Source organism: Blautia sp. AF19-1 (genome assembly GCF_003479155.1).
Taxonomy (GTDB): domain Bacteria; phylum Bacillota; class Clostridia; order Lachnospirales; family Lachnospiraceae; genus Fusicatenibacter; species Fusicatenibacter saccharivorans.
In genome coordinates this window covers 41038-58913 of record NZ_QUGQ01000024.1, presented here as the reverse complement: position 1 = coordinate 58913, position 17876 = coordinate 41038, and the positions used below count along the sequence as shown (strand labels likewise).

14 protein-coding genes are annotated in these 17876 nt (G+C 48.4%); 9 read left to right on the top strand and 5 right to left on the bottom strand.

Annotated features, from left to right (window positions below):
* Positions 1-117: 117 nt before the first annotated feature.
* The 3 genes from tnpC to tnpA all read right to left on the bottom strand — a co-directional run bounded on the left by tnpC (position 118) and on the right by tnpA (position 2610).
* Positions 118-1734 carry an IS66 family transposase gene (gene tnpC, locus DWX26_RS14500; RefSeq protein ID WP_118601680.1) on the bottom strand — a complete coding sequence of 539 codons (1617 nt, stop codon included), beginning with the start codon at positions 1732-1734 and terminating at the stop codon, positions 118-120.
* Positions 1735-1876: 142 nt separating this feature from the next.
* Complete coding sequence (tnpB, locus tag DWX26_RS14495; RefSeq protein WP_055228707.1) at positions 1877-2218, bottom strand: IS66 family insertion sequence element accessory protein TnpB; 342 nt, start codon at positions 2216-2218, stop codon at positions 1877-1879.
* Positions 2212-2610, bottom strand: coding sequence for an IS66 family insertion sequence element accessory protein TnpA (gene tnpA, locus DWX26_RS14490; protein ID WP_243030698.1), 399 nt, complete (start codon positions 2608-2610; stop codon positions 2212-2214). Before tnpA ends, tnpB begins: the two co-directional genes overlap by 7 nt.
* A 213-nt stretch (positions 2611-2823) precedes the next feature.
* On the opposite strand from tnpA, the gene DWX26_RS14485 reads away from it, so the two are divergent.
* Both DWX26_RS14485 and DWX26_RS14480 read left to right on the top strand, forming a co-directional pair.
* Positions 2824-3246: a MarR family winged helix-turn-helix transcriptional regulator gene (locus DWX26_RS14485; protein ID WP_158568589.1), complete on the top strand. Its 423-nt coding sequence runs from the start codon at positions 2824-2826 to the stop codon at positions 3244-3246.
* A 32-nt stretch (positions 3247-3278) separates the two neighbouring features.
* Positions 3279-4040 (top strand): sulfite exporter TauE/SafE family protein, encoded by a 762-nt coding sequence (locus DWX26_RS14480; RefSeq protein WP_118601679.1) that lies wholly within the window; start codon positions 3279-3281, stop codon positions 4038-4040.
* A gap of 60 nt (positions 4041-4100) precedes the next feature.
* Here the strand turns inward: DWX26_RS14480 and DWX26_RS14475 are convergent, their stop codons facing one another.
* The gene (locus DWX26_RS14475; protein ID WP_117762102.1) at positions 4101-4844 is read right to left on the bottom strand and encodes an SDR family NAD(P)-dependent oxidoreductase; all 744 of its coding nucleotides are present in this window, start codon (positions 4842-4844) and stop codon (positions 4101-4103) included.
* Between the two features lie 435 nt (positions 4845-5279).
* Here DWX26_RS14475 and DWX26_RS14470 point away from each other — a divergent pair, with 435 nt between their 5' ends.
* Positions 5280-6311 (top strand): MerR family transcriptional regulator, encoded by a 1032-nt coding sequence (locus DWX26_RS14470; protein WP_117762101.1) that lies wholly within the window; start codon positions 5280-5282, stop codon positions 6309-6311.
* A gap of 232 nt (positions 6312-6543) precedes the next feature.
* On the opposite strand, the gene DWX26_RS14465 is transcribed toward DWX26_RS14470, so the two are convergent.
* Complete coding sequence (locus tag DWX26_RS14465) at positions 6544-7686, bottom strand: substrate-binding domain-containing protein (RefSeq protein WP_118601678.1); 1143 nt, start codon at positions 7684-7686, stop codon at positions 6544-6546.
* 362 nt (positions 7687-8048) lie between these two features.
* Between DWX26_RS14465 and DWX26_RS14460 the strand changes: the two genes are divergently transcribed.
* From DWX26_RS14460 to DWX26_RS14435, 6 genes are all read left to right on the top strand, one after another.
* Positions 8049-10796: an alpha-mannosidase gene (locus DWX26_RS14460; protein ID WP_243030696.1), complete on the top strand. Its 2748-nt coding sequence runs from the start codon at positions 8049-8051 to the stop codon at positions 10794-10796.
* A gap of 135 nt (positions 10797-10931) precedes the next feature.
* Positions 10932-13142, top strand: coding sequence for a glycoside hydrolase family 36 protein (locus DWX26_RS14455; protein WP_242857218.1), 2211 nt, complete (start codon positions 10932-10934; stop codon positions 13140-13142).
* Between the two features lie 125 nt (positions 13143-13267).
* Positions 13268-13792, top strand: a complete 525-nt coding sequence (locus DWX26_RS14450) for a spore maturation protein (protein ID WP_055267185.1) — start codon at positions 13268-13270, stop codon at positions 13790-13792.
* A 134-nt stretch (positions 13793-13926) separates the two neighbouring features.
* Positions 13927-14859: a cysteine synthase A gene (cysK, locus tag DWX26_RS14445; RefSeq protein WP_055267184.1), complete on the top strand. Its 933-nt coding sequence runs from the start codon at positions 13927-13929 to the stop codon at positions 14857-14859.
* Positions 14860-14981: 122 nt separating this feature from the next.
* The gene (locus tag DWX26_RS14440) at positions 14982-15890 is read left to right on the top strand and encodes a LysR family transcriptional regulator (protein ID WP_055267182.1); all 909 of its coding nucleotides are present in this window, start codon (positions 14982-14984) and stop codon (positions 15888-15890) included.
* A 578-nt stretch (positions 15891-16468) separates the two neighbouring features.
* Positions 16469-17776: an O-acetylhomoserine aminocarboxypropyltransferase/cysteine synthase family protein gene (locus tag DWX26_RS14435; protein ID WP_055221806.1), complete on the top strand. Its 1308-nt coding sequence runs from the start codon at positions 16469-16471 to the stop codon at positions 17774-17776.
* Positions 17777-17876 lie beyond the last annotated feature (100 nt).

Genomic DNA, 17876 nt, shown 5'->3' with positions numbered 1-17876 from the left:
AGTATAAAAGGCTGACGGTTATTTTTCTATACACTGTTTTATTTGACACTTACATAATAATGCGGTTAGATACAAGATTACTCCAGCCCTTTACGAGTTGGAGTAATTCACTATAATTCACATGCGATTTTTGATAGATTGGAGTTTTTCACTCCAAGGTGCCAGTTCCGCCAGCTGTTCATCGGTCATATTTTTACCCGGTCGGTTCTCCAGCAGAAATTTAAGATATCCGTAGATGTTCATCCCATGTGCTTTGGCCATCTCAACCATTGTGTAGACTACTGCGCTGGCATTCGCTCCGTCCACGGAACTGCTGAACAGCCAGTTTTTTCGCCCCACTGCGAACGGACGGATCGCATTCTCACTGAGATTATTGGTAAAGCTGCACCGCCCGTCTTCCAGATAGGTTTCCGCTATATCACGCCTGTTGAGAACATAATTCACGGCTTTATCCAGCCGGGTATTCCGGACGGGCTTTTGCTGGTCAAGCCACGACCAGAAAGCCTCCAGAACAGGTTTTTCCTTCTCGAGACGCAGTTGTTTCCGCTTTTCATAATTACCGGGATACTTTTTGTTAATGGAGTCTTCCATGGCAAACAACCGATTGCAGTACTGGACTCCCTGTACTGCAGGCTGGCTGTAGTCATACTGCTTCCCTTTGGGAACAGCGTCGATAAAGTATCGGCGGATATGTGCCCAACAGGAGCAGCGCCTGATCCCGGGCAGACTGTTATAACCCTGATAGCCGTCCGTTTCCAGATATCCGCTGTAGCCTTCCAGAAACTCCTTTGCATGGCTGCCGCTCCTGGTCGGGGAATAGCCATACAGGATGATCTCCGCAAGTCCGTCCTCACCGCTTCGGAACAGCCACATGAATGACTGGGTCTGTGCCCTGCGTCCTTCCTCTTTCAATACCTGGACCCGCGTCTCATCTGCCATCACAAAACTACGTTTCAGCAGCTCCCGATGAAAGTAATCGTACATTGGCTGAAAATAGTTCTTTGAACAGTAGATGATCCAGTTTGCAAGGGTCGTCCGGCTGATCTGCACCCCATACTGCTTCCAGTCCTTTTCCTGCCGGTAAAGTGGAAGCCCGTTGGCATACTTCTGGTACATAGTCCATGCAGCTGCAGCTGCTGATGCAGGTCCTTTTCCAAGCAGAGCTGGCGGAACCTGAGACTTTACGATCACAGGCTTTTCTGTATCGCCGAGTCCTTCCTTGCAGGAGGGGCATCCATGGCTCTGGCTGTAGTATTCGATCACTTTACAGGTGGCAGGAATGAATTCCAGTTCCCGGCGGACATATTCCTCGCCGATCAGGACCATCTGCGTACCACATACCGGACAGATCTGATCCTCTTCCGGAAGTGGGACCACTACTTTTTCAACTTTCAGGCCTTTGAAGAGTTCCTCATGTGTTGCCTTCTTTTTACGGGTATGCTCCCGGATTACCGTTTCGCCTTCCAACAGGGATGGATCCTGTTCCACTTCTGCTTCATCGAAGAGATTCTGCTGTCCCGGAATATCATCAGATCTTCTCTCGCTGGAGGGACCAAAGAGTTTTTTTGTCAGATAATCTACCTGTTCCTGAAGAGCTTTCTCATGACTGGTTTTTTCGTCAATAATAAGACGGAGAGCTTTAATCAGTTCCGTCTGCTCCGCTATCATTGTTTTCCGTTGTGATACGGTATCTTTCAGCTCTCGAAGCTGGATATCTTTTGCACTGGAAGCCATCGTTTCTCTCCTCGGATTTGATTCCTTTATTATACCAGAAATGGGGCTTTTACTAAAGGAAAACAACGCCTGAAAAATGCCGAATTTACAAGGGATTTCCGGATTTTTCTATGCAGGATTTCTGCCAGGATCCACGAGCTTTTTATTCTGCTTTGAGGGCTTTTGGCTGGTCAATATCAATCCCGGACATCAGCCAGTCAAACTCCCGCCAGGAAAGATTCCGGACCTCTGACTGCTTTCTGGGCCATTGATAACCGCCGCGGACAGACAATCGCTTATAGATCAGAACGAAGCCATCCGGTTCGCGGAACAAGGCTTTGATCCTGTCCCGTCTTCTTCCACAGAAAAGGAAGAGAGCACTGGACGACGGATCCATCTTAAGCTGGTCTTCGATAACGGTGCAGAGTCCGTCAATAGATTTCCTCATATCCGTGTAGCCACAGACAATGTAGATCTTCTCAAGTCCGGAAACATCACCTAACATGAAAACTCCTGAAGCATGCGAAAAGTCCTGGTGAGCAGAACAGGATCCGCATCATTGCTGATGCGGACTGTGATATCCTTCATAGAAACTTCAATCGTATGTGGATTGTCAAGGTTCGAATTTAGCATCTGCGATGCGGTATGCTGTTCCGGAACAATGTCAATGGGAACCACGTCCTGTTTCGGGCGTGGAACCTCAAGATGACCATAATTCGCCGCTGGGATCTGATCCGCTGCTGTTTTCCGACAACGGCTGACCCAGTTGTAAAAGGTGCTTACTGCAATGTCGTTTTCACGACACCAGTCAGCATCTGTCATGCCGCTCTGACGGCATTCATTGATAAGTCTGATCTGTTCCACCATCGGAACGCGGGTCTTGCGAGTACCTGCCATAACCTATCCTCCATAATTGTAGTGAAATAATCTAAGTATCTATCAGCTGCAATTATAGGGGAAATCTAAGGATTTGAAAATCCGCAGGAATACTTGGCGCTTACTTTACAGGGGAAACTCTATCGCTGGATATCCATTTTTGTGGGTTGACAAATGTTCAAATTAGAACTAAAATACAAGAAGTTCAAATTAGAACAAGAGGAAGGTGGAAGCATGTTTGATGAGCAGTGGCAGTTTGCCGTGGAAGTAGAACGGGAATATGCACAGTACCGCAAAAAGGTGATGATGCGTTATCATTTGTCTGCCGCAGAAGTAGATATTTTGCTGTTTCTTGCAAATAACAGTCAGTTTGATCTTGCAACAGATATTGTACGTGTGCGGAAAATGCAGAAATCACACGTTTCGCTGGCCGTAAACGGGTTGTGTGAAAAAGGCTACCTGCGAAAAGAGGGCGATATGGCAGACCGGAAGAAAGTGCATTTGAAGCTGGAACCGGCTGCGGCAGAGTGCGTTTGTTACGGACAGAAATGTCAGAAGGAATTTGGAGAATCTCTGTTTTGCGGAATTTCAGAGGAAGATAAAAAAGAATTTTTGCGGCTCTGTGAGCTGATCCGGAAAAATGTAATCGGGAAATAGAATGGAGAAAGAATGGAGAAAGAAGGAATTTCATGACTATTACAGAATTAATCGTATGTATTGTGGCCGGCCTCGGTGCCGGCCTTGGAACGGGTCTTGCGGGACTTTCTGCGGCGGCGGTCGTTTCGCCTATGCTGATCACATTTCTGCATATGCCGGCGTACCAGGCGATCGGGATAGCACTTGCATCGGATGTCCTCGCGTCGGGGGTCAGTGCGTGGACATACAAGAAAAACAAAAATATCGACATTCGCCATGGCGTGATTATGTTGATCTCCGTATTGATTTTTACACTGATCGGAAGCTTCGTTTCCTCCCTTGTGCCAAACGGAACAATGGGCGGATTTTCAAAAGGTATGACACTGCTTGTCGGCCTCAAATTTATGATTCGCCCGATCATGACAACGAAGGAAGTACAGGCAAACAAATCCGAGGAACAGAAAATCCGGCAGTCCATTCTTTGCGGTGTGTTAATTGGCTTTATCTGCGGTTTTGTCGGTGCCGGCGGCGGTATGATGCTGCTTCTGGTGCTTACAAGTGTGCTTGGCTATGAGTTAAAAACGGCGGTTGGAACGAGCGTCTTTATCATGACCTTTACTGCGCTGACCGGAGCTGTTTCACATTTCTATATCGGCGGAAAACCGAACCTTCCGATTATGATTGCCTGTGTGATCAGCACACTGGTGTTCGCGCAGCTTGGAGCAAAATGGGCGAACAGCGCAAACGTAAAAATGCTGAATCGCGTAACCGGAATCCTGCTGTGCGTGCTGGGAATGGTGATGCTGTTCTTCTGAAAAAAATCCTGTCCAATACAAAACCGGACAGGATTTTTTCTTACTATGAAAGCATGCAAATCAGGTTCTCATCGCTCCGTCCACGGAAAGAATTTCACCCGTTATATAGGAAGCCATGTCGCTTGCCAGGAAGAGAAATGCATTTGCGATATCTTCTGCCTCGCCGATTCTTCGAAGCGGGATGTGGCTGATCAGAGGATCGATCATTTCCTTCGGAAGTGCTGCAACCATATCAGTTCTGGTGATACCGGGGGCAACGGCGTTCACGCGGATGTGAAACGGTCCGAGTTCTCTTGCAAGTGACCAGGTGAGACCATTGACAGCATATTTGCTGGACGGATAGGCAACGCCGCCTGGCTGGCCACAGATGCTGACCATAGAGCTGGTGTTCAGAATACATCCGCCGCCCTGCTCTTTCATGATAGCAGCGGCCGGCAGGATTCCGTTCATCATGGCGTTCACATTCAGATCCATTACGTTGGCGAAATGTTCTGCGGTGTATTTGTCGAGCGGTGTGCTGTCGGAAACGCCGGCATTGTTTACGAGAATATCAATTCTTCCGTATTTTTCCTTGATTTTAGCAATCTCATCTGCCATGGCGGCCGCATCGGTCAGCTTTGGCCATGCGCCGGAAACGTCCCAGTCCGGGTTTTCTTCTTTCAGGGAAGCAACCGCTTTTACAACGGTCTCCTCGCGGGAGCCAAAAAGTACAACTTTCGCGCCGTTCTGTAAGAATTTTTGAACAATGGCATAGCCGATTCCCCTGGTTCCACCGGTAACAACTGCTATTTTATTCTGTAACATAAAAACCACCTCACAATCTATTTTCTTATTTCTATCATAATGGATTCCGTTGGTGAACAGTCAATACATATTTTTTGCCGGAAAAAACAGTGAATTTTTCTTAAAATCAGACGAGTTGTTACAGTGCGCCGGAGATCAGCAAACTGTAACGACGATTTTTGCGGGTAGATGAAATTGCGGTGTGGATTTCTTTGCCATAAATAGTTATAATAAAGCTAAAAAAGTGTCCAGTAAGTGTACACTTTGAGCAGAACGTATCAGAAAAAGGTGTTTTGCGGGCTGCGACTTTCTTGTTTGGAAAATATTTTCTGAATGTGCCGGGAGCAAACAAGACGGCGCGGCAGATGATAGGGTTCGCTTTGGAAGACGTTCGATGCTCCGGAAAAGATGAGGGAAACTGACAAAAAGGGAAAATGATGTACAAGGTGTGAATTCATGAGAATACAGGAAGTAATGGGAAAAACGGGACTGTCCAGACGGACGATCCATTATTACATCGATCAGAAATTAATTATCCCCCCGGTGAATGAGGGCAATGGGTATCATGATTTTACAGGGGAGGATGTACAGAAGCTTTTTATTATCCGAAAGCTGCGGGAGGCGGGGCTTTCTCTTGCGGATATCCGTGCAATTCTGCGTAAGCCGCGAACAACGCCGTTTTATCTTCATAAGCAGATGAATGAGCTGCAGACGCAGATGCTTACGATACAGAAAACGATCAGCGAGATGGACCGCTTAAGCGGCCAGCTCCCGGTCTGCCAGTCGCTCGACCAGCTTGCGGGAATGCTGGAAGACACGAATTTCAGCCCCGATGAGCCGCCGCAGTTTCAGATGGAATCGAGAGATGCCAGGCTGCTGGCGCAGTATCTCTGGATGGCTTATCTGGACACGCCGGTCACGGAGTATCAGCAGTTTCTGTGGCAGAAAATCATGCAGCAGACCATGGAACATGCGCGGACAGATCTGAAAATGATGTCCCGTTATCTGCAGTCTATTTCCCCGGAGCGGATTGATGCGACGAATATTAACCAGTATCTGCGGAACCAGAAAATCATTGCTCTCACGGGGGCGGATTATCCGACGTTTGTGGAAGAATTGAAAACTTCTCTCCTTGCGTTTGCCTCTGACCCGGTACAGCAGGAAAAATGGAGTCTCCTCTACCAGCCGCTCATCCATCCGATCGCCGCTTTCTGCGTCTCTGTCAGCGGCTGGATGCGCGAGTTCCACCCGGCATACCGCCGCTATTATGAAAACACGCACACCTGCTGCCGCATGCTGAAAGATTTCATGGACAGTCCGGAGGGAGCTTTACTGAATGCTGCGCTGAACAAAGCATTCAACGGAAACTGCGATGTGCGCACCGGTTACTACGGCGAACTCGAAGTGGCGGCAACATTTCACAAAAGCATTTATGCACTTCTGTCACCGGAACAGATCCGTGAATTTCTGGCAGGGGTGGAAGGGTAATTTTCTGAATCCATTTTAGTGTTTCTTTTTTGCGAGAATATGAAAACAAAATTTAACGGAATCAAGCAAGTAGCGAAGCGGATTGCGAGTATCCGCTTTGACTGAGCATCTGACCTTGCTTCGGAAACAGAGTTTGTGTCAAATGGGAATACAAAACAAAATAGACAATCGCCTCACGGGTCGGAAGCCCATGAGGCGATTGCGGTTTTCGAGCATGATAAAAAAAGATTCTTCAATCATGCTCGGAAATGGAAGACAGATTTTTTTTCGACGATGCGCGCGGAACGATCGTTACCGGAAGAATGATTTTTTCCGTCTCGGCGGCGGGATTTTTGAGGGCGGAAAGCAGAATCCGTCCGACTTCGCGTCCGATTCCGGCAAAATCCTGATGGATGGAGGTTATGCCGAGGCTTCGGCTGACATTTGTATCGTCGAAGCCGCAGAGGCAGAGATCCTCCGGGATGCGAAGACCGATTGTGCGGCAGGCGAGGAAAATCAGCTCGGCGATGCGGTCATTTTCGGCAATGATGGCGGTGATGCCGTCGCTGTGCATGGCAAGAAGCTTCTGCTGAAACGGTGTGCGTTTTGTGGAAAGTGCGGCATCATCGGAAAGCTCCTCGCAGCAGGTGACAAGCTGATGCGGGTCCGGCGCGATCCCGGCGGCTTTCATTTCATGCAGAAATCCGGCAAAGCGGTCGCGTACCGATGAAGTCTCAGAGAGTGGCGCCGCGGTGAAAAACGCGATGTTTCGGTGTCCCTGCCCGAGCAGATGGCGCGCTGCCTGTCGTCCGCCGTCATAGTTGTCGCAGACAACATTGTTCAGATACGGACAGTCCGTCTGCTTGTCAACGATGACGATCGGACAGCCGGAGAACATGAAATCGTTCAGCTTTTCCAGGTGAATGTTGTCGCGCTTCGGATAATAGACAAGCGCGGCAATATTTTGAGACCGGAGCAGTTCCAGTGTTGTGCGTTCCTTCGGTGAGGAAGAGCCGGTGACGTGAATGCTTAGAAAATAGCCACATTCAGCCAGCACAGCGCTTAAGCTTCCGATTGCCTCCGAAATATTTCCCTGTGTGGTGGCGAACGGAAGAAGAAGAGAAATCATTTTCGGCGTATCGGTTGCTTTGCTGTCCGGTGAAAGGCTTCGCGAAACAAAGCTTCCAACACCGCGCTTCCGGTACAGAATCCCCTGCTGTTCCAAATCCTCGATGGCACGCTTTGCGGTAATCCGGCTGACGTGGTACTGCTCCGACAGCATTTTTTCGGTGCAAAAGGATTCGTCAAACGAAAAGTCTCCGGCGTGAATGCGTGCAAGCAGGGCTTCTTTGATGATTTCATATTTTGGTTTTGTTTTTCTGGTCTGTGAATCCATAAAATTCCTCTGGGATAAAAAGATATAAAAACGTTGACTTTGTCTGCGTGTTTCTTTTGTTATTATAACGAATGCAAAAAAGCAAGTCAAATAAGAGCTGCTCGCGCCGGAATTATTTTCCTGCACACCGGAATAGCAAGTGCTCCGGTGCTGCGTGAATTGTAACAGGCCTTTTCAAACACGATTTATTGCCAGATCAGGTGTGACATGAGAAAATGGCAACTTGATATATCATATAGAAAAGAAGTGTAAAATACTTGACAGAATATCGTCTGATTTTTATAATATGATATATCAAATAGGTCGAAAGGTATTTTGAACCATTTGATACCAGATTGCAAAGAAACGAAAGGAAACAGATCATGATGAAAACAACCGTACATATTATTTCCCATTCCCACTGGGACAGAGAGTGGTATCAGTCTTTTGAAACACACCGCATGAAACTGATTGAGCTGGTGGACAATATTTTGGATAAGGCGGAAAACGACCCGGAGTTTGGAGGCTTTTTCCTCGACGGACAGGTCATCGCAATCGATGATTATCTGGAAATCCGTCCGGAGAAGCGTGCGCAGGTGGAAAAATGCATCCGCGAGGGCAAAATCCAAACCGGTCCGTGGTATATTCTGCAGGATGAGTTCCTGACGAGCGGAGAGGCATGTGTCCGCAATCTTCAGGTCGGCATGCAGGAAGCAGAACAGTACGGTGCAGTCGGGAATGTTGGTTATTTCCCGGATGCGTTTGGAAACGCAGGTCAGATGCCGCAGGTATTAAAGCAGGCAGGCATGGAGGCAGTTGTCTTCGGGCGGGGTGTCAAACCGATCGGACCGAACAACGAAGTTACCGGCGGACAGTATGAGTCTACATATTCTGAGATGATGTGGGAATCCCCGGATGGAACGAAGCTGCCGGGCATCCTGTTTGCAAACTGGTATAACAACGGCGTTGAAATTCCGGTAGACGAGGCGGAAGCGAAGGTTTACTGGGATAAAAAGCTGGCAGATGCGAGAAAATTTGCTGCAACGCATCAGCTTCTGCTGATGAACGGATGCGATCATCAGCCGCTGCAGAAGAACATTACGGAAGCAATCCGCGTGGCAAGAAAGCTGTACCCGGACATCGAGTTTATTCATTCTGATTTCAAAAAATATGTAGAAGCAATGGAGAAGGAAATCTCTGAGAACTTCTCTACGGTTAAGGGTGAGCTGACAAGCCAGGAAACCGATGGAAGATGGACGCTGGCAAATACAGCGTCTTCCTGGATCGGATTAAAACAGGACAACCGCGCGGGAGAGACGGCGCTGGAGCGAAAAGCAGAGCCTGCGGCTGCAATGGCACAGGTGTTTGGAAAAACATATCCGGAGGACCAGATGACCTACAGCTGGAAGAAGCTGATGCAGAATCATCCGCATGACAGCATCTGCGGCTGCAGTGTGGACGAGGTCAACGAAGAAATGAAGACTCGTTTTGCAAAGAGCAGACAGGTTGCGGATGCAATTTACGAGGAGAGCGTGGAGTATCTGACGAATAAGGTAAACACGGCGGCACTTCCGGGGGACGGCGAGAAAATCCCGTTTGTGGTATGGAATACATCGGGAGTGGCGAAAACACAGGTGGTGGAGAAAGAAATTCACCTGTTCCGGGATTACAATCTGTTTGTGTGGGATGGCTATGAGGCGGCAGAACAGGTGGAGCTTCCGGCAATGGTGCTGCGCGATGCGGACGGAAATGAAGTTCCGGCGAAGATTGCGGATGCGGGGATTGCGTTCGGATACGATCTGCCGGATGACCGGTTCCGTCAGCCATATATGGCGAAGAAGGTACGGGTGACGTTTGAGGCAGAGGTTCCGGCTCTTGGATACCGTACGTATTATCTGGAAACCGCAGAACAGCTGCAAAACGTGGACGTAGTTTCCGGTGACGCGAATGTGCTTGAAAATGATGCAATGAAGGTTGTTGTGAACGAGGATGGTTCTTACAGCCTTCTGGACAAGAAGACGGGCAGAACGTATGAGAACCTGGGTTGCTATGAAGACACCGGGGATATGGGCAATGAGTATATTTATATTCAGGATACCGGAAAACAGGTGATTTCCACGAAGGGCAGAAAGGCGGAGGTTTCCTGCGTGGAGCGAAATGCGTTCCGTACAGTGGTTGAAATCCGCCACAAAATGATGGTTCCGTCCGGAATGGGTGAAGAGCTGCAGCGGCAGCGCGAGATGTGTATTGATCCATATACGCGGGTGGCAAACCGCTCTTTTGAGCTGGTTGAAATGGATGTGAAGACGGTGCTTACGCTGGAAAAATCGGCGAAAGGGCTGCGTGTGGCTACCACCATCTGCAATCAGGCGAAGGATCACCGGGTTCGTGTGATTTTTCCGACGGGACTGCATACATCGATGCATATGGCGGATTCTGCGTTTGAGGTGGTTCGGAGAAATAACCGTCATAACGATACCTGGACAAATCCATGCGGATGTGAGAGACAGCAGTGTTTTGCGGCGATGGAGGACGAAAAAGGCGGCCTTCTGGTTGCAAACCGCGGATTGTATGAGTATGAGATTCTGGAAGAGCAGGACAATGCAATTGCGGTGACGCTGCTTCGCTGTGTTGCGGAGATGGGCGATTGGGGATATTTCCCGACACCGAAGGCACAGCAGCTTGGAACATTCTGTCTGGAGTTTGAGGTTGTGCCATATGCGGCCGGGGAGACCGGCACTGCATTTGAGGAAGGCTATGCGTTCCAGCAGGATCTGACGGTGGCACAGGCCGGGCTGGAGAGAGCGTTCCTTCGGAAACCGGGTCAGGTAAAGCCGGAGCTGATTGAAGGTAAACTTCCGTTAGAGATGAGTTTTCTTGCATTTGAAGGCAATGGTATTCATATGACTGCATTTAAGAAAGGTCAGAAGAAGGACGATCTGTTTGTGCGGTTCGTGAATCATATGGAGCAGGGAGAGATCCTTTCTTTTAAGAAAGAAGATTGGATGAAAGAGGTTTATCGCAGCAATGTCATCGAAGAGAAGAACGATGTGCTGACCCCGGATGCGGACGGTATTTATCATGTGTCGCTGAGGGAATTTGAGATTGCTACGTTTGGGGTTGTGAGATAAGCGGACGCTTCGGCAGGAGGGCGTGCGATCGTTGCAAAAAACGGGGAAAAAGCAAGAATAAGGTGGACTTTAGGGCAGACAAGTTATATGCTTTTGGTATAAGTAAAAAATGATTTTTTACAGGAGGGTTTTTACATGAAAAAATGGACAGACCGAATGGAAACTCCGATTCAGGCGGAGCTGATCTGTTATGATGTGAATGGAATTCACATTGTGTTTGGGGTGACAAAAGAGAAGGCGTTAAAGCTGTTTCATTTTTCAAGTGCACCGTTTGATGCAGAGAATCTCTGCCGGAAGCCGGATAACTGGTGGCCGATGGAGGGAATGCGGGAGGCTCAGATCGAAGAGAGCTTCCAGCTGGTACAGGTGAATTTTTCCGGTTATAACCGGCCGTATGAAAAGCACGGAAATAAGTACATTGTGACAGCGCCGGGCTTTATGCTGAAATTTGACTCGATTTCGGAAGAAAGAAACGAAGATGGCGATCTGCTTCGCATTGTACAGAAGGATGATGTGACGGGCGCGAGGGTAGAGTCGGTCATGCAGTTTTATGACGGTCTTCCGGTTGCAAGAATGTACAATACCGTGACGAATGAGGGCAGTGAGAACCAGACACTGGAATATATCTCAAGCTTCAGCTACTGGGGCATCGAAAAAGAGCAGAAAGAGGGCATTCCGGAGTTTATCAGCTCAGATGATAAGATGTCGATGATAGTGGTTCACAATGGCTGGCAGAAGGAGCTGACGGTGAAAAAATACCGCTTTGCAGATCTTGGCATGGCGCAGACGCAGCCGCACAACTATCAGAGAACATCGAAGACGATTGAGATTACAAATACGGGTAACTGGTCGGCGAAGGAATATGTTCCGATGGGATATATTGGGAATAGCGCAGCAGATGCGAGCCTGTTTTTTGAGATTGACCACAGCGGTTCCTGGCATTATGAAATTGGAGATCAGAACTGCCACTTTTACCTGGCTGTGAGCGGCCCGACGGAAATCCAGTCGCACTGGTCGAAAAACCTGAAGCCGGGAGACAGCTTTACAACCGTGCCGGTGGCTGTCGGTGTCGGTCATGATGATTTTGAGGAGGCAATCGGTACCTTAACGAAGTACCGCAGAAGAATTCGCCGTCCGAATAAGGACAATGAGAACCTGCCGGTTATTTTCAACGATTACATGAACTGTCTGTTTGGAGATCCGACGACAGAAAAAGAATTTCCGCTGGTGGATGCTGCCGAAAAAGCAGGATGTGAATACTTTGTCATCGATGCCGGCTGGTATGCGGACGGCAACTGGTGGGACAGTGTCGGCGAGTGGCAGGAGAGCAGAAAACGTTTCCCGAACGGCGTTCGTGAAGTGACAGATTATATCCGTTCCAAGGGTATGATTCCCGGCGTATGGCTGGAGCTTGAGGTTATGGGTATTAACTGTAAAAAGGCTTCTATTCTGCCGGATGAGTGTTTCTTCCTGCGCCATGGAAAACGTGTGTATGACAGAAGCCGTTATCAGCTTGACTTCCGTCATCCGCTGGTCGTTGAGCATGTAACGGAAGTGATCGACCGCGTGGTCAGAGATTATGGTGTCGGCTATATTAAGATGGATTACAATATCGAACCTGGTATCGGTACAGAAGTAGATGCAGACAGCTTTGGAGATGGTCTCTTAGAGCATGAGAGAGCATATCTGGCATGGCTGGATGGCATTTACAGAAAATACCCGGATCTCGTGATCGAGAACTGCTCAAGCGGCGGTCTTCGGATGGATTATGCGATGCTGGCAAGAAACAGTATTCAGTCCACCAGTGATCAGGAGGATTACCGTAACTACGCGACGATTTCGGCGAATGCGGCGATTGGTGTAACGCCGGAGCAGGCTGCGATCTGGTCGTACCCATTGCGGGATGGTACCGAAGAGGAAGTTATTTTCAACATGGTCAACGCGCTTCTGCTTCGCATTCATCAGAGCGGTCATCTGGCAGAAATTTCGCCGGAGCGGTTTGCACTGGTAAAAGAGGGAATCGACTGCTACAAAGAGATCCGCAGTGGAATCAAGGATGGTGTTCCGTTCTGGCCAATGGGATGGGCGGACAATGAGGACAAGCATCTTGCAGCCGGAATCCGGGTACCCGGAGATGTGATTTATCTTGGTGTATGGAGACGCGGCGGAGAGACGGATTTTGAAGTTCCGCTTGATCGTGCTTTTCCGGGAAAAGAGCTGGAAGTAAGCTGTATTTATCCGAAAGCGTGCGGAGATGTATTCCATTACGATGATTACAGCAAAAAACTGAAGGTCCATTTTCCGGAGACGTATATGGCGCGGCTGTTTCAGATTAAAGTGAAATAAAGTAACGATTGAGAGCCCCATTTCGCATGGCGCTGAATCGTTACGAAATAAAAACATAAATCCCCACCCACGGAATAAATTGTATGGAGTGTATCTTCAGCAATGTTTTCCGGGGAGGGGATTTTTTGCGTATTCTTACGGTACTTTCAGATCTTATGGTTCCCCTGCTGATCTTTTATGTGGTCGGATTGGGGCTTTTGATGAAGCAGGATGTGTTTGGAGATTTTTTGAACGGGGCAAAGGATGGCATGCGGACTGTGATCGGGATTGTGCCGACGCTGATCGGGCTGATGGCGGCGGTCGGGGTTCTGCGGTCATCGGGATTTCTGGAGGATTTTGGAAACCTGCTCGGAACTGTGCTGGAACCGACGGGAATCCCATCTGCGCTGGTTCCGCTCAGTGTTGTGCGTCTGTTTTCCAACAGCGCGGCGGTGAGCCTTTTGCTGGATCTTTACAAGGAGGCGGGCTGCGACTCCTTTGCTGGACGGGCAGCTTCCATTATCATGTCGTGTACCGAGACCGTTTTCTATACGATGACGGTTTACTTTGGTGCGGTTCGGATCAAAAAAACGCGGTATACTCTGGCTGGCGCCTTGTTTTCTTCTCTTGTTGGAATGACAGTCGGTGTTTTGCTTGCACGGTTGATCTGACCATTTTTTCTGATCATACCAGTGAAATGTGTTGACATTTCAAAACGATTGGAATAAGATGGAAACAACTTAAAACATACAAAGTCAATAGGAAATAAGGAAATAAAAAGTGCAGAATAAGGAGGAAATGAACGATGGCAAAGGTATATGACAGCATTTTAGATCTTGTAGGAAAAACTCCGCTGGTAGAGCTGAAACGGATCGAAGAAAAAGAAGGACTGCAGGCGAAACTGATCGCAAAAGTAGAATCCTTTAATCCGGCAGGAAGTGTCAAAGACCGTATTGCAAAAGCGATGATCGAGGATGCGGAAGCAAAAGGTCTCTTAAAGGAAGGCTCCGTTATCATTGAGCCGACCTCCGGAAATACCGGAATCGGACTGGCAGCGGCAGCAACGGTAAAAGGCTATCGCATGATCCTTACTATGCCGGAAACGATGAGTGTAGAGCGCCGGAATATCGTAAAGGCATACGGCGCAGAGGTTGTTCTGACGGATGGAACAAAAGGAATGAAGGGCGCTATCGAGAAAGCCGATGAGCTTGCAAAAGAGATTCCGAACAGCTTTATCGCAGGACAGTTTGTGAACCCGGCAAACCCGGAGACACACAAAAAGACAACCGGACCGGAGATCTGGGAAGACACCGATGGAGCAGTTGATATCTTTGTTGCGGGCGTTGGTACCGGTGGAACCATTACCGGAACGGGTGAGTACTTAAAAGAGAAAAAACCGGAAGTAAAAGTGGTAGCGGTAGAACCGGCATCCTCACCGGTGCTGTCGGAGGGTGTTTCCGGACCTCATAAGATTCAGGGAATCGGTGCAGGCTTTGTGCCGGAGACGCTGAATACCGGCATTTACGATGAGATTATCAAGGTAGAAAATGAAGACGCTTTCAAGACCGGCAGAGATCTGGCAGCCGAGGAAGCTATTCTTGCGGGAATTTCCTCCGGAGCAGCTCTGTATGCGGCGATCCAGCTGGCAAAACGTGAGGAAAATAAAGGAAAAACCATCGTTGTGCTCCTGCCGGATAACGGAGACAGATACTATTCCACAGCTCTGTTTGCCAAATAAAAGAGAACAGCCTCAGATTTTAAAATAATAGATATCAGTGAACACTGCCATCCGCGGCACTTTCTCTCCACCGCGAATGGCAGTTTCGCATATTAATTTATACCAGAAAGGGAACTTTACTTATGACACTACAACAGCTTCGCTACGTAATTCAGGCCGCAGATTCCAGATCCATGAATGAGGCGGCAAAGGCACTCTATATTTCACAGCCGAGTCTCTCTGGAGCAATCAAGGAGCTGGAAAAAGAGATCGGAATTGAGCTGTTCAAGCGCAGCAGCCACGGAACAGTACTGACCCCGGAGGGAGAGGAGTTTCTGGGTTACGCACGTCAGGTCACAGACCAGTATCAGCTTCTCGAAAACCGCTATATTTATCGCACCAAGGGAAAGAAAAAATTCAGCGTGTCGATGCAGCATTACAGTTTTGCCGTAAAGGCGTTTGTGGAGCTGGTGAAGCAGTTTGGTATGGATGAGTACGAGTTTGCGGTTTATGAGACGAGAACGTATGATGTGCTGATGGATGTAAAGAACTTCAAGAGCGAGCTTGGGATCTTATATCGGAATGACTTTAATGCGAAGGTGCTGAACAAGCTGCTGAAGGACAATAACCTTGAGTTCCACGACCTGTTTTCCTGCGGAACATACGTCTATCTATGGAAAGATCATCCGCTTGCGGATCAGGCAGAGATCACTATGGAGGAGCTGAAGGAATATCCATGCCTGTCATTTGATCAGGGAAGCAACAATTCGTTCTTCCTGGCAGAGGAAGTGCTTTCGACGTATGAATATAAGAGAATCATTAAGGCAAATGACCGCGCGACCATGCTGAATCTGATGGTCGGACTGAATGGTTATACGCTCTGCTCCGGCATTATCTGTGAGGAATTAAACGGCAGTGATTACCGCGCGGTGCCGCTTCATGCAGAGGAAAACATGATGATCGGTTATGTTTCCAGGAAGGGTATGTCGGTCAGCGCACTGGGACAGCAGTATTTGGAAGAAATTCGGAAATATAAGGAGCTTGTGCTGTAAGAAAAGGGAGAAACAAGAAGACTTTAACCGAATCAAGTAAGTCCCCTGCTTCTATTGCGAAAAGCAATAAGCAGTGGGTGGGGACTTGCTTGTATCAGGAGTGGTACAAGCCACTCCTGATAAGCTGCGAAGCAGCTATTCGGTTATGAGCAAGCTGCGAGTCCCAGTCTGTGGGAGATGAATTGCGTTTGTTACCTTGTTTTATGCAGCGTGATTGGATATAGGAATTTTAGAAGAAAAAAGAGTGGAGATAAAGAATGGTTATAGGAAAGACCTATAACTGGCCATCAATTTTCTATATTGGACAAAGCAGAAGACTGTCGCTATAATAATCCTTGTAAACAGATAGGAAATATCACAAAAACGAGAGGAAGCGAAGAGAATGAGAGCAGTTTTCGCAGAGAATCGAATCGTGATCTATGATGTCATGTGTTGCAGCGTAAGCAGATAAAACCGAAAGAAAACGGAGCCGCATTGCAGCATGGACAGAACAGGATGACAACCGGTTCCGATAGATAATAGAAAATCGAACATGAAAAGAAATAGAAAAACGAAAAACAGAACAGGAGAATACAATCATGAGCAAAAAAACAAGAGCAGAAAGAAATCTTAAATTTGAAACCTTACAGCTTCACGTAGGACAGGAAAATCCAGATCCGGCAACCGGAGCAAGAGCAGTGCCGATTTATCAGACATCTTCTTTCGTATTCAATAACTCCGATCACGCAGCAGCAAGATTCGGACTCCAGGATGCAGGAAACATCTACGGTCGTCTGACTAACCCGACCGAGGACGTTTTCGAGCAGAGAATGGCAGCACTGGAGGGCGGCGTTGCGGCACTTGCAGTAGCTTCCGGAGCAGCAGCCATCAACTACACCATCATCAACCTGGCGCAGAAGGGCGACCACATCGTATCTGCAAAGAACATCTACGGCGGTTCCTACAACCTGCTGGCGCACACTCTTCCGCAGTACGGAATCAGCACCACATTTGTTGATGTATTCGATCTGGATGAGGTTCGCGCAGCCGTTCAGGAGAACACAAAAGCCATCTACATCGAGACCCTCGGAAATCCGAACTCTGATGTTGTCGATATCGAAGCACTTGCAAAAATTGCACATGAGAACAAGATTCCGCTGGTTGTCGATAATACCTTCGCAACTCCATACCTCGTTCGTCCGATCGAGTACGGCGCAGACATCGTTGTTCATTCCGCAACCAAATTCATCGGCGGCCATGGAACTACTCTTGGCGGTGTGATCGTAGACAGCGGTAAATTCGACTGGGAGGGATCCGGAAAATTCGCATCCCTGACTGAGCCAAACCCGAGCTACCACGGCATCAGCTTCACAAAAGCAGTTGGACCTGCTGCGTTTGTTACAAAAGTACGTGCGATCCTTCTTCGTGATACCGGAGCTACGCTTTCTCCGTTCAACTCCTTCCTGCTTCTGCAGGGACTTGAGACCCTGTCTCTCCGCGTAGAGCGTCACGTTGAGAACGCACTGAAAGTTGTAAAATATCTGGAGAGCCAGCCGCAGGTTGAGAAAGTACATCATCCGTCTGTATCCGACGATCCCAAGCAGCAGGCACTGTACGCAAAATACTTCCCGAACGGCGGCGGTTCCATCTTCACCTTCGAAATCAAAGGCGATGCACAGAAAGCAAAAGATTTCATCGACAATCTGGAACTGTTCTCCCTGCTGGCTAACGTTGCCGATGTAAAATCTCTGGTAATCCATCCGGCAACCACCACGCACAGCCAGTGCACCGAGGAAGAACTGCTGGATCAGGGAATCAAACCAAACACCATCCGTCTTTCCATCGGTACCGAAAATGTCGATGATATTATCGAGGATCTGGATGAGGCATTTAAGGCAGTTCAGTAATTGGAAAACAGGTTATAGTAAATAAAACGTACGCCTCTGGCACAGTTCAAAGTGTCAGGGGCGTATTTTTCGCGTGCAATGAGGAAAAGTCCGTGCTTGC